Consider the following 14259-nt stretch of genomic DNA (forward strand, 5'->3'; position numbering starts at 1 on the left):
CAGCAAACGCCCGACGGGGCGGTCCGAGCCAATAGCGGACCCGGCACGAGCCGAGTCGTGTTCACTATCGTCGCAGGTAGAGACTTCGTGTATCCGTCGAAAGCCCGGACCCGAGCGGCGGGGCCGTGGCCGGCGCGCTAACGGCTGGTTCAATGGCGGCATGGATCTGGTCCGGCATCTTCGGTTCTTCGTCGCCGTCGCGAACGAGGGGCATTTCGGCCGGGCGGCCACCGTGCTGGACATGACCCAGCCGCCGTTGTCGCAGGGGTTGCGCAGGCTCGAGGAGCACCTCGGGGTCGAGCTCATCCATCGCACCCGCCAGGGCGCGCTGCTGACCTCGGCCGGGCGGCAACTGCTGCCCCGGGCCCGGTTGCTCGTCGACGACGCCGAACGCCTGCTCGCCGAGTCCCAGCGCATAGCCAACGCGCGCGGCGCGGTGCAGTGGGGCGCGACCGAGGCGCTGCCGGATCGCGTCGTCACCGCCTGTGTGAGCGCGCTGCGGGCGGAAACGGGCGCGGGCGCAACGGTTTCCACGACCATGGGGACGACCGTCGATCTGATCGGCGAGGTGCGCGCGGGCGTGTGCGACGTGGCGGTGATCGATCACCCCGCGCTGGTGGACGGCGTGGAAGCCGGTCCGGTGGTGAAGATTCCGCGCTGGGTGGTGGTGCCCGCGGATCATCGCGGCGCCGTCGCCGAGCGGCCGGGGTTCACCATGCTGTCCGGTCTGGCGTTCGCGCATCCGGCGCGGGCGGGCAACCCACCCGCCTTCGACACCGTGGTGGATCTGCTGCGCGAACGCGGCGTCGACGCGCCCGTCGTGACCGCGCGCGATGACCGGGCGCTGTTCGCGGCGGTGGCGGCCGGGGGCAGTTTCGGGCTCACCGCCACACCGCCCACCCCGACGCCGGGGGTGGCGTGGGTGCGCCTGGCGCCGCAGGCGATCGCGTTGCGGCTGCGGGTGATTCGCCGTCCCGACGCGAGCGCGCAGGCCGGTGCGCTCGATCGCGCGCTGTATCGGGAGCGGCTGCGATGACAGCCGTCGAACGGATTCGCGCGGTCTTCGCGGACGCGGGCTGCACCGGCTGGCTGCACGCCCGCCGCTGTGACGACTCCGCGGCCGAGATATCGGTGGACGGCCGGGACCGGGTGGTCATGGCGTCGGTGTACAAACTGCCGCTGTTCCTGACCTTCTGCCGCCGAATCGACAGCGGCGCACTCGATCCCGCCGAGCGGCTGACCGTCGTTCCCGCCGACTGCACGCCGGGCCCGACCGGTCTGGCGATCATGCGGGATCCCATCACGCTGAGCCGCCGGGACCTGGCCACCTCCATGATGACCGCCTCCGACAACGCCGCGGCCGACGTGCTGCTCGGCGAGATCGGCCTGCCCGCGGTCCACGACCTGCTCGCCGAGGCCGGGCTCACCGAGACCCATCTCGTCGGCGGCACCGCCGACCTGCACCGCACCCTGGTCCGCGACACCGACACCCACACCACCGCCGAGGCCTTCGCCGCCCTGGCCGACAACGACGAGGCCTGGTCCGTCTCGGCCTACGATCCCTCCTACACCAGCGCGACGACCCCGGAGGAGATGACGCGCCTCCTGACGGCCGTGTGGACCGGAAAGCTCCTGTCCCCCACCCAGACCCACGCCGCCCAGGCGGTGATGCGCAACCAGATCTGGCCCCACCGCATAGCCTCGGCCTTCCCCCACCCCACGATCTCGGTGGCCGCCAAGACCGGCACGATCGGCATCATCCGCAACGAGGTGGCGGTGGTCGAGTTCCCGCACGAACCCCCGATAGCCGTGGCCGTCTTCACCCGCGCCGCCCGCGCCGACCCCGTGCTCCCCGCCGCCGACGCCGCCATAGCCGAGGCCGCCCGCATAGCCGTGACCGACCTCCGCCGCCCCCACCTGGAGCAGTGAGAGCGACCCGCTGCGGAATTGGCACCGCGCGCCGTTCCCGCACCACCGCCGCGCCACGACACCGGCGAGCAGAACGGTGAGTTCGACTCGGCGTCGCCTGCACCGAGTTGGTTTGCGGCGCACAAGGATCGGCGACGGCCGGACACAGCCGACCTCGGCTGCCCCGGCGGTGGATCAGTTCGCCTATTAGGCCCTGGTCGAGCGCACCGAGTGGACCGAGACGGTCGACGGCACCCGGCTGCCGGTGTTCCCGACCGTGGCCCGGCGCAAGGACACCTTCCCCACCGCGGGCGAGCGCGCATGCACGAGAGGTTCGACTCGGGCGCTCGAGGCGGGCAGGCGCTCGAGGGTCAGCGGTCATAACTGTGTGCGGCAGTGCTGTTCAACGGGTTTCTCGTGCCGTGCTATCCGCACATCCGTGCGGGGGTAGTGGACGACGGCGCGGTCCGGGCGCGTGGGGTGACCGGCGGGCGGGCTATCGCCGGGCCGGTCGTGGTCGCTCCCGGGGTGGTCGTCCCCCGGCCGGTCGTGGTGGTCCCCGTCGTGGCGTCGCATGTCGTGGGAAGTGTTGTCACGCGTGGCGTTGTCTCGACACGTGTGGTCGTGACCGGGCGGGTGGTTGTCCCCGGCCTCGTCGATGTCACCGGCCGCGTTGTCGTCACAGGCAGGGTCGCGCCCTCGGGCCCGGCGTCGACGGCCGGGGGTACTCCGTCGGAGGTCTGCGACGTGGCGGCCACCGCGTCGCCCACCCGGTCCTCGCCCCGGGATTCCACCGCCACGAACACCCCGGCCGTCACCGCCACCAGCGCCGCGACGGCGGCGATCTGGGGCCTGTGCCTGCGGAAGTCGGTGCCGGCGAGGTACGCGCGGATCATCGCCGTCGGGCGCGGGCCGGGCGCGTGTGCCTCGAGCGGGAGGAGCTCGGTCGCGTGCGTATCGGGAGTTTCACTGCTGTCGGCTGATCGCATGGGTGCCGCCTTCTCACCGCCGTGCCCGGCATCGTGCGTGGTTCACGCGTGGGGCCCGGGCGCGCGGCGCGGGCCCGGGCCCCGTTCGACTCAGGACTGGTTCTTCAGGAACGACACCGCGTTCGCACTGCCCGCGACCGCGATGTCGACCTTCCCGTCCCGGTCGAAGTCGAGTAGCACCGGCGTCTGCGGCTGCGAGGTCACCTCGACCTCACCCCGTTTGGCCAGGGTGCCGTCACCGTTCCCGGCGAAGAGCACCATGCGCGAATTCAGCACCGCCGACATCGCCGCGTCCAGCTTGCCGTCGCGGTCGAAATCCGCCACCGCGATACTCGTCGGCCCCAGACCGGACAGCCCGACCCGATTCGTCTTCGTGAATCCGCCGTTCCCGTCGGATACGAGCAGCGTGGTGCTGAAGGAGAAGGAATCCGCGGTCACCACATCGTCTATGCCGTCGCCGGTGAAATCCCCCGCCCGCACATCCTCGGTAATGAGTCCGCTGGTGCTCGAACCCTTCCTGTCGAATGTGCCGTCGCCCTTTCCGAGAAACACTTCCACCCGTTGCAGCACGGTGTTGTTGACCGCGATATCGGGTTTGTTGTCCGCGTTGAACTTTCCGACCGTGAAGGCCGTCGGCGCGCCGGGGATGAGCGCCGAGCCGCCCTGGTCGAACGTTCCGTCCCCCTTACCCAGCCACACCTGCACACCGGCGGGCACCAGGCTCAGCATGTCCGGCTTGTTGTCGGCGTTGACATCGGCCACGATGACCTGCTGCTGCGCGCCCTCGACGGTCAAGTAGGTCTTACCCGCCTTGAACGTGCCGTCACCGTTGTTCAGGAACACCGCGAGATTCACCCAGCTCTGCGCGACGACGTCGATCTTGCCGTCGCCGTTGACATCGCCCGCGCCGATGGCCCCGTAGCCGATTCCGGGCTTGCCGACGCGGGTTCCCTTGGCGAAAGTGCCGTCCCCCTTGCCCGTCATGAGGATCGGGCCCTCACCCTGGAAGTCGGCGGCAACCACATCGGGAATTCCGTCGCCGGTGAAATCACCGCCCATCATGCCGATGGCGGACGGGCCCGGCCCCCAGGAGGGAAATGATCCGCCGGACGGCGAATCCACCTTGGGCGCGAAAGTGATCGTGCCGGCCGCCACCGCCGTACTCGGCACGGCGAGGACGGCGGCGGCAGCGGCGGCGAGGAAAGCGAGACGGGTACCGAGAATTCGATTCTGCATACGTGTTCCTGAATCTGAGTGGCACCCACCGAATGGTGGTGACGACAAACTGTAGGAGGGGCCCGATGAGAAATACCGAATTCCAAAGCAATTCAGCCGATTGTCCGGTACGGCCGGACTTCGTTGGTGCACAGTGCACGAGCGCGTCACCGGCCCGCCCCGGTCGCACGAATCGACGGCGATATTGTCATCCGCGACAATGGATTACGCCCGCCACCACCGCGGCCATCGGCTCGGACCTGTGAGACGTCACAAGGCCGCGCGACGACAGGTCGACAACAATTCCGATTCGCAGCATTGCCAACGCCATGCGGCAATTCACTCATCGCACGGCACAACGATCCCACCGCGTGACCACACCGGCCCGCGTCCGGTGACCGGCCTCGGTGACCGCCGCACCGTGCCCGGTATGCGAATATTTCGCGATGGCTGGTGGAACTGATTCATGGCCGGTCGTCGACCTGCCCGACCTGCTCGACGTCCTGGACCTCACCGAGGCGGGCCCCGGGCGCTTCCACGCCCGCAATGTCGTCTCGACGCTGCCGACCACCCTCGGCAGTCAGACCCTGGCCCAGGCGGTGGTGGCCGCCGAGCGCACGGTGCCGCACATGGCGGTCCAGTCCCTGCACGGGGTGTTCCCGCGGGGCGGCTACGCCGACCGCGACGTCGAGGTGCACACCGAGATCGTGCAGTCGGGCCGGGCGCTGGCCACCGTCCAGGTGTCGTTCAGCCAGCAGGGCCGCGAACACGCGCGGGTGCTGACCATGCTCAGCACCGGCGAACCCGACTTCCTCGAGCACGGCGCGCGACTGCCCGGCGATGTCCCCGGCCCCGACGAGTGCGCGGAATTCCCCTGCGCGCTGCTGCCCTGGGAAGTCCGAACCCTCGGCGGCGCGGACGCTTTCGCACCCGAACTTGCCGCACCGCCCGTCCTGAACGTCTGGATGCGCGCCACCAAGGCCCCCGACGCGCCGACGCTCGGCCGCGCCCTGCTGGCGCACGGCACCGAAGGCTTCCTGGGCCCGACCGCGATGCGCCCCTATCCGCGCTCGGAGATCGCCCGCCGGGGCGAGCGCGGCACCTCGGCCATGCTCACCCAGACGGTCACCTACCACCGCCCCTTCCACATCCAGGACTGGCTGCTGCTGCGGTGCGAGAGCACGTTCGCGGGCGCCGGCCGCATGTACGGCCAGATCCAGGTCTTCGCCCACACCGGCGAACTGGTCGCCTCGGTCACCGCACAGGGGCTGATGCGCGGCGCGAACTGATCGCCGCGCCGGGCGCGGCCGCCGCTCACCGGGCGTGACCGGGTACGGCGGCGAGATAGTCGGTCACCGCGCCGACCGCGCGCACCGCGCTCTCGGCCGCGGACTCCATGGTCGAGGGCAGTTCGGTGCGGGTCCAGTCGCCCGCGAGGAACAGCCCCGGAATGGGCGTGACGTGCGGCAGCCGTAGCGATTCGAAGCCGGGCTGGGCGGAGAACGTGGCGGCGGGCTGGTGAATCACCTTGGTACGCACCACCCGCGCCGTCCGGGACTCGGGATAGTGCCTGTGCAGCGATGCGATCGCCGCGTCGATGAATTCGGCGTTGCGCAGGTGAACGGTGTCCCAGGACGCGCTGACCGCCAGGGAGTAGCAGTGCTCGGCGGCATCCGGGGAACCGTGCATGCCGGAGGTGTCGAAGACCCACTCGATCGTCGTGTCGCGCAGGTTCTCCGCGAGCCGCCGCATCCGCAGCGGGCGATCGAGCCAGAGGTACACGCTGGAGATGGGCGCCGCCTCGATCTTGCGGACCGGCGTGAAGAAATCGTGTCCGCCCAGCGCGCCGCGATCGAGAACGGTGGTCAGCGCCCACGGCGGGAGCGCCAGTACCGCGGCGTCGCAATCGATCACGCGGCCGTCCGCCAACTCGACGCCCCGCACGCGCCCGTCCCGCAGCACCGCGTCGACGAGCTTCGCGCCGGTGTGGATCTCACCGCCGCGGGCGCGCAGGTACCGTTCGGCCGGCGCCACGAACAACTCGTGCAGGCTGACGCGGGGCCAGACCGCGTCTCCCGCACGGGGATTGCCCGCGAGCGCGCGCCCCGCGATGAATCGCAACGCCTGGACGAAGGTGAACGCCGAGACGCGGTCGGGTCGTTCGTTGAGCAGGCCGATCACGAACTGATCGAGGGTCAGCGCGCGCAGCGAGTTCGGCACCCCGATCGTGCGGAACCAGCGGTCCACGGTCAGCTCGTCGAGCCGGGCGTCCTCGCGGGCGACCGCGGCGGCCAGCCGCACCCAGGTGCGCAGCGCGGCGGGCCTGTCGCGCAGGGGAATCGGCGGCCACACCAGCCACGCGGGCCCCACGACCCGGCGAGCCCACCCGGGCAGCCAGGACGGGCCCGCTCCGGTGAGCAGCTCGCCCGGCCCCCTCCGGATCGCCAACGGCGGTGCGTCCCAGCGCAATCCCCCGGCGCTGCCGATGGTCTCGACGTACTTCAGCAGGGCGTCGTAGCACCCGGCGAACAGGTGCTGACCGTTGTCCACCAGCCCGTCCACGCCGGGCACCTCGAACGAGAAGGTGCGCCCGCCCAGGCGACCGGACTTCTCGACCAGGGTGACCCGGTGCCCGCGTTCGGCCAGCCACACCGCCGACCCCAGACCGGCCAGACCGCCGCCCGCCACCACCACGTGCGCGCCCGCACCCTCGGAAGAGTGAGAAACAAAACTACTCATCATCTCATCGTAGGGACGAGACCGGGCCCCCGAGCGGAAACCGAAGCATTTCAGCGCGATTCGGCGGCGCCGAACGCGTCCGCCTATCCCGCCTCGGCGACCCGCGCGATGTCGGCGAGATCCGCGGCGATCATCTTCTTCGTCATGGACGCGGCCAGCGGCCTGGTGAGACGTTCGAGCAGGGCCCGCAGCCTGCTCGGACTCCGGGTCTCCCCGGAGAACACGAAGGTGAGTTCGGACCCGGCGCCGCGCGGCTCGACGGTGATCTCGGTGCGGTAGTCGACCCCGCGCGAATTGGCAACGACCACCGTGCGATTCGGCGCGGACAGCTCGGCCACCTCCATGTCCTCGGTGGCCTCCTTACCGAACATGGCCCGGGTCTCGCGCCAGCGCGTGCCGACCTGATACCCCTCGCCCGCGAGCCGCTCGACCTTGCGCACGCCGGTCAGGGTGTCGGCGGCGCTGTCGAGATCGGTCAGCACCGCCCAGACCCGATCGACGGGTGCGTTGATGGTGCGGGCGACACTGATGACGGCCATGCGGATCCTCCTCGAGTCGGTGGCCCGGAGTGTAATGACCTGCACCGACAATGCCCCGCAGCCCGAACGGCGAGCCCCGGCGCGGCGGTCCGCGACCCCGGGACACGGGCCGGCGCACGTGGCGCGGGCCGAGTTTCGCGGGGAGACTGGGTCCGTAGCGCACCTTTCTCCCCAGGAGCAGCAATGGCAACCAACGGGCCTTTCGGGATCGATCCCGAAGAATTCGAACGCGCACTGCGTGAAGCCGGGATCAACCTCCAGGATCTGCTCGGCAAAGCCGGCCAGTACATCGACCGCACCGGCGCCGGCACCCTCGGCTCGCTGTTCGCACAATTCGTTCAACCCGAACGCCCCCGGACCGCGACGCCGCGGGAGGAGACCACCGGGGAAACCGGCAGCGGCGTGTGGACCATCTACACCGTCGAGGACGGCGCGGCCAGAATCGATCAGGTATTCCCCAGTGAGCTCGAAGCCCTGCGCGCCCATCGCGACAACACCGACGAACGCCGCCGGGTCCGCTTCCTGCCCTACGGGGTACCGGTGAGCGCGCTCGATACGCCCTGACCGCGACACGCGACGCGACGCCCCGATCGCGACACGCGGCCGCAATTCGCGACCCGGGCCGAGTTCGCGCCGCCTTGTTCTTGCATCTGCAATTCCGCTCGAATGCCCGGACGAATTCGAATTGCCGAACGCTTGGCCGAATTAGCTTTCCCGAGTTAATTATCAATCCGGGATAGATACATACCGAACACGTGATGTCGTCACCTGTTTCCGACCTGGGGAATTTATTTCCGAATTCACCCACGGCAAGATGAGAACAGGTTATGTTTCAGATCTCTTACGGTTACGGCTCGCAACCCGGGTCGTGCCATTGCTTCACAATATTGGAGATTGTCATGAGAACGACCGCATCCGTGTTGCTTCGTGCCGGCATCGTTACTCCGGTGGCGCTTGCCACTTTCTTCAGTTTCGCCGCTCCCGCCAATGCCGCCCCGATCAGCGTGAACTGGAGCTGCCAGGGCACGATCTTCGGCATCGGGCAGACCTCGAGCATGGGCACCACCGTCACCGGCACCGCGCCGAGTTCGGCGACGTCCGGTTCGGCGGTGGCCATCACCCTCACGCCGGGCGCGTCCTCGGTGCCCAGTTCGGCGTCCGGGTTCACGGTGACGAACATCAGCAACCTGAAGATGACCTTCCCGGTGCCGGCGAATTCGACGCTGGTCTCGGCGACGGCTTCCGGTGGCACCGTGGCGGGTTCGGTGTCGACCTCGGGCGGCAACGTCGTGCTCACCGTGCCGGGCCCGATCGCGGGCGGATCGAGCTTCACCCCGCCGGCGGTGACCATCAACGTCACCGCGGGTTCGCCCGGTACGCCGATCACCAGCAAGTACGCCGGAACCAGCTACGGCAACCCCGGTATGACCATGACGACCAAGGTGGCGTTCGTCGGCAACGTCGCGACCGCGTGCTACCCGAACCCGTCCCCGACCCTCACCACCACGACCGTCAGCTGAGCCCATCGGCCGGCGGTACAGCGTGACGGCCCGCATGCACGCTGGTGACATGTGGTGAGTGCCCGGGCTGGGCTGCGATCAGCGGCCCAGCCCGGGCTTGCGGATGACTCCTGTTGAGAGGTTTCATGTTTCGAGTGTTCGAGGATGGGAGCCCGTGCGTCCGATGTCCATTGATCCGGCGCCGGTCGCGGTCGAGCTGCGCAAGGCGCTGGAGTTCTATCACGGCACCCTCGAGGATCTGGCCCGCGAATTGATCCGCCTGCTCGGTGTGAACGAAACCGACAGGCGGGCATTGGAAATCGTGCTGCTCGGCGACGTGAAGGCCACCACGCCCGGAATGCTGGCCGAGCGATTGGATCTCACCGCCGCCGGTGTGACGATCCTGCTCAATCGGCTGGAGAAGCAGGGCTACATCGCCCGCTCCCTGCATCCCACCGATCGGCGCCGGGTGGTAGTGGTGGCCACCGAGCTGGCCACCGCCCGCCTGCGCGACCTGCTCTCGAGCCTGGTCGACGACGGCTACCGGATGATGCTCGCCCGGTACGATCCGGCCGAGCTCGAACTGATAGCCGGTTTCCTCACCCGGGTGAGCGAACTACAGCGCAGTCACCGCCAGCGCCTACGCGATATGGAACCGTATCCACGGCCCTGACGAACGCGGCGCCGTCGGGCACGGGCGTCACCTCCATGACGGCCTCGGTGACGGCCAGGCGGATGCCGAGGCGCGGGGTGCGGGGTTGGGACGGGTCGTCGTGCAGGAGCAGGCGGATCGCCGACCACGGGAGGTTGACCTCGGCGTACGCCGTCTGGAACAGGCCCGCCGAGGCGCGCGGATTGACCTCGAGCAGAACGGGATCCCCGTGCAGGTAGCGGAGCTGGACGTTGGACAGGTACGGCAGGTCGAAACCGGCGACCAGGCGGCTGGCCACCTCCACCAGGGCGGGATCGTCGAGCAGGGTACGGAAGCGGCCGTGCTTGGCGCGCGGAATCGCCACCAGCAGCTCGCCTCCCGGACCGGACAGGCAGTCGATGCTGACCTCGGGATTGTCGAGGTAGGGCATGACCATCAGCTCCGGCACCCGCTCACCCTGCGCCGCCGCCAGCCGCAGCGCGGCCGCCACCTGATCGACCGAGGCCACCGGCTGCGGTGGAGCGAGCAACCCGGCGATGCTCAGCGGGCGATCGTCGAGAATGCGGAAGCCGAACGCGGAGTACTCACCGCTGGGCTTGATGCACAGCTTCTCCGCGGTGTGTGACAGCTCCGCCACCGCCCGGACCAATCCGTCCGCGTCCGAGATGACCCGCCACGGCGGTACCGGAACCCCTGCGGCCCCGGCGATTTCGTAGGTGCGCGCCTTGTCGACCAGCGCCCGCACCGCCGCGGGCGGCGCGCACATCAGGCTGGTGCCCACCGCGGCGAAATCAGCCGCGCGATGCGCCAGCGCCTCCAGCCGCCGGGCCGGTATGAGGACGTCGATCCCGTTCCTGAGACAGAATTCGAGTGCGAACCGCGCGTACTCGTCGTTGTCGACCCAGCGCGGTTCGACCACCGGCACATCGCACGCCAGCAACGCGACCGCCGCCGGGTCGACATTGCCCGCGTAGATCGTGACGTCGACCCCGTCCGGGTTCTCCCGCAACAGCCGCATGATCTGTGCACTCACCGCGCCGGCACTGCTCAGCCAAATCCGAAGTGTTATGACGACGCTCCCGTCCCTGATTCCACACAACCAAGCGGTCAGAACCATCGCACCGAACCGGCGTCCGCGCATCTCGAGCGGCGCGGGCGCTCCCGCGCCCCCTGCGCCGGGTGCGATCCGCACGGGCGCCGGGCCGCCCGGGCACCGACCGCAAGTTCGTGAATTGGACATCGATCCCGACCCATCCGCCGCACCCCCGGCGTCGAACCAACTCGCGGCGACGAACCGGGAGGACACCTCGACCACCGCCGTTGCGCCCCACCAGGAAAGGAGCACAGTGCCACGGCTCGACATGTCCTTGCGTTCCTTCGTACCGCCTCCTACCAGCTCGAACGATGCGGTCCGAGCATGCGCGGCGCGTGTGATCCGCGGTGGTGTGCGCTCGTGCGCCGTGCCCGGGAGACCGGCCCGCTGACCGTCGATCGACCGGGAATCGCGATCGCGACCCGGGCGCCGAAGTCCCCCTCCCCGCAGTCTCGTTCGCGACGGGCCCCGAGCGCCTCCCGGTGATCGACGCAATACCTGCGAGGATGTCCTGCGCGCAGCGCATCCATCGCGCTGCCGATCGTCTTTTCGCAGGCCTGAATACCGTTCGTCCACTGTGGCTGAAGCTGATTCGAGAGGTCGAGGTCGATGAGTTACGAACAACTACCGGGGCGCCCGTCGACCCTGGCGGACATTCTCATGCGTCGCGCGGTCGAACAACCCGGCCGGATCGGGTACATGTTCCTCGACGATCGCGGCAATCGCGAGGTCGAGGACTACGCGCTGCTGCTGAACCGGGTCGCCACCCTGGCCGCCCGGTTACAGGCCGTCAGCGCGCCCGGCGACCGCGTCCTGCTGCTGTGCCCGCCGAGCCTGGACATGGTGCACGCGTACCTGGCGTGCCTGCTCACCCGGCGTGTCGCTGTCCCGCTGTATGTGCCTACCTCACAACGGCATTCCGACACCGTCGCCGCGATCACCCGCGACAGCGGCGCGATCGCGATCATCGCGCCGCGCTCGGTCGGCGCGGTCGCCCGCGAGCTGCTGAGCTGGCCCGACGAGCGGATCATCGACAGCGCGACGACCGGCGAGGGCGGCCTCGGCCTGCTCGACATGGCACTGCCCTGCGCGGACGACGTGGCGCACCTGCAGTACACCTCGGGCTCCACCGGCAGCCCGAAGGGCGTTGTGGTGCTGCACCGCAACATGATGCACAACCTCGATGTGCTGCGACGCGTACTCGAACACGACGAGAGCAGTTCGGCCGTCCAATGGCTGCCGCCGTCGCACGACATGGGCCTGATCCTCGGAATCCTCGAACCATTGTTCACCGGATATCCCGTCACGCTCATGTCGCCGTTGACATTCCTGCGCCACCCTCTCATCTGGCTGCGCGAGATATCGCAGAACGCGAATACCACCGCGGGCGGCCCGAATCTGGCCTACGGAATTTGCGCGGAACGGGTTTCGCGCGAGGACGTCGAACAACTCGATCTGTCGCGCTGGGATATCGCGTTCATCGGCGCCGAACCGGTGAATCCGACCATTCTCGCCACGTTCGCGGACAAATTCGCCGCCAGCGGATTCCGCCGCGAGGCGTTCTTCCCCGGATACGGTCTCGCCGAGGCGACCCTGTACGTGGCGGGCGGGCCCGCCGGCGCGGGTGTGCGCGCGACATCCTTCGCGAGCCAGGAGCTCGAACAGGGCCGTGCGGTACCGGAATCGGACGGGCGCGAACTCGTCGGCTACGGACCGGTCCGAGCCGGCACAGCGGCGATCGTCGACCCCGATACGCTGCGCCGATCCGAGCCGGGCGGCGTCGGCGAGATCTGGCTGCACGGCGAGAGCGTCACTGCGGGCTACTGGAACAAGCCCGAGGAGACCGCGACCATCTTCGAGGCGGAGATCGCCGGCGAGCCGGGCACCCGATACCTGCGCACCGGAGATCTCGGCTTCACCGTGGACGACGATCTGTTCATCTGCGGGCGCCGCAAAGAAGTGATGATCATCAACGGGCGCAATCTTTTTCCGCAGGATATCGAATGGAGTATCGAGTCCACGCATCCGGAATTGCGCCGCGGCGGCTGTGCCGCGCTCTCGATAGAGGTGGACGGCGAGGAAAGGCTGGTCGTCGTCCAGGAAGTCGATGAACCGGCTTCCCCCGAGAACGCCGTCCTGGCCGAGTCCATGAAATCGACGATCAGCCGCGAGCACGCCGTCGCGCTGTACCGGGTGATCTTCGTCGACAAGGGCAAAGTCCTGAAAACGACCAGCGGCAAGATTCGCCGATCGCACCTACGTCATGTGTACGCCAACGAATTCGAATCGAGGGCCAATTGAGCGAGCCACGGGACGACGCGAACACCACGGAGTTCTTCCTGGACTGGGCCAGACAACGTCTGGGACTCGACACCGTCGACCCTCGAACGCCGCTCACCGCCCTCGGGCTCGACTCGGTCAAGGCCGCCGAACTCCTGACGATCCTCGAGGACCGCTTCGGCATCGAGGTGTCGGCCGAGGACATCTACGGCGGCATGTGCGTCGCGGACCTGGCCGCCGCGATCACCGAACACCGGTCCCCCGGCACCGAGCCGGCCGGCGCCACCGGCGGCACCGCGAAACGACCCGGCGCCGGCGTCGATTTCAGCCTGTTCTTCTTCGCCAGCGATGCGCAACACCACGATTCGCGGCGTTACCGGCTGCTGCTGGACAGTGCGCGATTCGCCGACGAGCACGACTTCGCCGCGATCTGGTTGCCCGAACGCCACTTCCACACCTTCGGCGGCCTGTACCCGAATCCCGCGGTCTTGGCGGCCGCGCTGGCGGCGAGCACCCGGCGGGTGCGGATCCGAGCGGGCAGCGTGGTCCTGCCGCTGCACCATCCGGTCCGGGTCGCCGAGGACTGGTCGGTGGTCGACAACCTCTCGGACGGCCGGGTGGACCTCGCGTTCGCCACGGGCTGGAATCCCGACGATTTCGTGCTCGCGCCGGACAACTACGCCGAACGCGTCGCGGTCACGCGCGCGGGCATCGACACCGTCCGGCAGCTGTGGCGCGGGGAGGCCGTCGAGTTGCCCAACGGCGCGGGCGAACCCCGATCGGTGCGCGTCTTCCCCGCCCCGATCCAACCCGAGCTCACCACCTGGCTCACCTGCAGCGGCGGTATCGAGCGCTTCGAGATGGCGGGCGAGTCCGGTTCGAACGTGCTGACCGCCCTGCTCTTCCAGAGCGTGGACGAACTGGCGGACAAGATCACCGCCTACCGCAAGGCCCGGGCGAGCCACGGCCACGGCGCGGGCAAGGTCACCGTCATGCTGCACACCTTCGTCGGCCCCGACGAGGCCGAGGTGCGAAACACGGTCCGCGACCCGTTCAAGACCTACCTCGCCGACTCGGTCGACCTGTGGCGGCGCGGCGCGGAGGCCCTGGACCAGCTGGACGACCGGTCGCGAGACAAGGTGCTGGACTTCGCCTTCGAGCGCTACTACCGCGCCAGCGGACTGTTCGGCACCCCGGAATCGGCGCTGCCGATGGTCGAGAGCCTGCACCGGGCGGGGGCGGACGAGATCGCCTGCCTCATCGACTTCGGGGTGCCGGTGCCGGCCGTGCTCGACGGCCTGCACTCGCTGGCCACCCTTGCGAACAAGGCACGTTCTCTTTGAGT

General features: G+C 69.2%; 14 protein-coding genes. 8 read left to right on the forward strand and 6 right to left on the reverse strand.

The annotated features are described in order from the left end of the window. Positions 1–160: 160 nt before the first annotated feature. Positions 161–1036 carry a LysR family transcriptional regulator gene (locus tag ACWDOP_RS11595; protein ID WP_456344990.1) on the forward strand — a complete coding sequence of 292 codons (876 nt, stop codon included), beginning with the start codon at positions 161–163 and terminating at the stop codon, positions 1034–1036. Continuing rightward, positions 1033–1929 carry a serine hydrolase gene (locus ACWDOP_RS11600; protein WP_456344991.1) on the forward strand — a complete coding sequence of 299 codons (897 nt, stop codon included), beginning with the start codon at positions 1033–1035 and terminating at the stop codon, positions 1927–1929. The genes ACWDOP_RS11595 and ACWDOP_RS11600 overlap by 4 nt, the downstream gene beginning before the upstream one ends. Before the next feature lie 404 nt (positions 1930–2333). On the opposite strand, the gene ACWDOP_RS11605 is transcribed toward ACWDOP_RS11600, so the two are convergent. Both ACWDOP_RS11605 and ACWDOP_RS11610 read right to left on the reverse strand, forming a co-directional pair. Next, positions 2334–2897 carry a hypothetical protein gene (locus tag ACWDOP_RS11605; protein ID WP_456344992.1) on the reverse strand — a complete coding sequence of 188 codons (564 nt, stop codon included), beginning with the start codon at positions 2895–2897 and terminating at the stop codon, positions 2334–2336. Positions 2898–2987: 90 nt separating this feature from the next. After that, positions 2988–4133 (reverse strand): FG-GAP repeat domain-containing protein, encoded by a 1146-nt coding sequence (locus tag ACWDOP_RS11610; RefSeq protein WP_456344993.1) that lies wholly within the window; start codon positions 4131–4133, stop codon positions 2988–2990. Between the two features lie 425 nt (positions 4134–4558). Here ACWDOP_RS11610 and ACWDOP_RS11615 point away from each other — a divergent pair, with 425 nt between their 5' ends. Then, complete coding sequence (locus ACWDOP_RS11615; RefSeq protein WP_456344994.1) at positions 4559–5401, forward strand: acyl-CoA thioesterase; 843 nt, start codon at positions 4559–4561, stop codon at positions 5399–5401. A 25-nt stretch (positions 5402–5426) separates the two neighbouring features. Here ACWDOP_RS11615 and hpnE read toward each other — a convergent pair whose 3' ends face one another. Further along, positions 5427–6851: a hydroxysqualene dehydroxylase HpnE gene (hpnE, locus tag ACWDOP_RS11620; protein ID WP_456344995.1), complete on the reverse strand. Its 1425-nt coding sequence runs from the start codon at positions 6849–6851 to the stop codon at positions 5427–5429. 83 nt (positions 6852–6934) lie between these two features. Further along, entirely contained in the window at positions 6935–7390 is a 456-nt protein-coding gene (locus ACWDOP_RS11625; protein WP_456344996.1) for an SRPBCC family protein, read from the reverse strand. Between the two features lie 183 nt (positions 7391–7573). On the opposite strand from ACWDOP_RS11625, the gene ACWDOP_RS11630 reads away from it, so the two are divergent. Then, on the forward strand, positions 7574–7954 hold the full coding sequence (locus ACWDOP_RS11630; RefSeq protein ID WP_454208686.1) for a hypothetical protein: 381 nt from the start codon (positions 7574–7576) through the stop codon (positions 7952–7954). 283 nt (positions 7955–8237) lie between these two features. Here the strand turns inward: ACWDOP_RS11630 and ACWDOP_RS11635 are convergent, their stop codons facing one another. Further along, complete coding sequence (locus ACWDOP_RS11635) at positions 8238–8741, reverse strand: hypothetical protein (protein WP_456344997.1); 504 nt, start codon at positions 8739–8741, stop codon at positions 8238–8240. Here ACWDOP_RS11635 and ACWDOP_RS11640 point away from each other — a divergent pair. Beyond that, positions 8734–8910, forward strand: a complete 177-nt coding sequence (locus ACWDOP_RS11640) for a hypothetical protein (protein WP_456344998.1) — start codon at positions 8734–8736, stop codon at positions 8908–8910. The two genes, ACWDOP_RS11635 and ACWDOP_RS11640, sit on opposite strands and share 8 nt — an antisense overlap. Positions 8911–9073: 163 nt before the next feature. Further along, entirely contained in the window at positions 9074–9562 is a 489-nt protein-coding gene (locus tag ACWDOP_RS11645) for a MarR family winged helix-turn-helix transcriptional regulator (protein ID WP_456344999.1), read from the forward strand. Here the strand turns inward: ACWDOP_RS11645 and ACWDOP_RS11650 are convergent. Beyond that, complete coding sequence (locus ACWDOP_RS11650; RefSeq protein ID WP_456345000.1) at positions 9489–10574, reverse strand: ATP-grasp domain-containing protein; 1086 nt, start codon at positions 10572–10574, stop codon at positions 9489–9491. The two genes, ACWDOP_RS11645 and ACWDOP_RS11650, sit on opposite strands and share 74 nt — an antisense overlap. Before the next feature lie 669 nt (positions 10575–11243). Here ACWDOP_RS11650 and ACWDOP_RS11655 point away from each other — a divergent pair. Continuing rightward, entirely contained in the window at positions 11244–12935 is a 1692-nt protein-coding gene (locus ACWDOP_RS11655) for a fatty acyl-AMP ligase (protein WP_456345001.1), read from the forward strand. Further along, entirely contained in the window at positions 12932–14257 is a 1326-nt protein-coding gene (locus tag ACWDOP_RS11660) for a MupA/Atu3671 family FMN-dependent luciferase-like monooxygenase (protein WP_456345002.1), read from the forward strand. Before ACWDOP_RS11655 ends, ACWDOP_RS11660 begins: the two co-directional genes overlap by 4 nt. The last annotated feature ends 2 nt before the right edge of the window (positions 14258–14259 follow it).

Source organism: Nocardia sp. NPDC003693, from assembly GCF_053981095.1.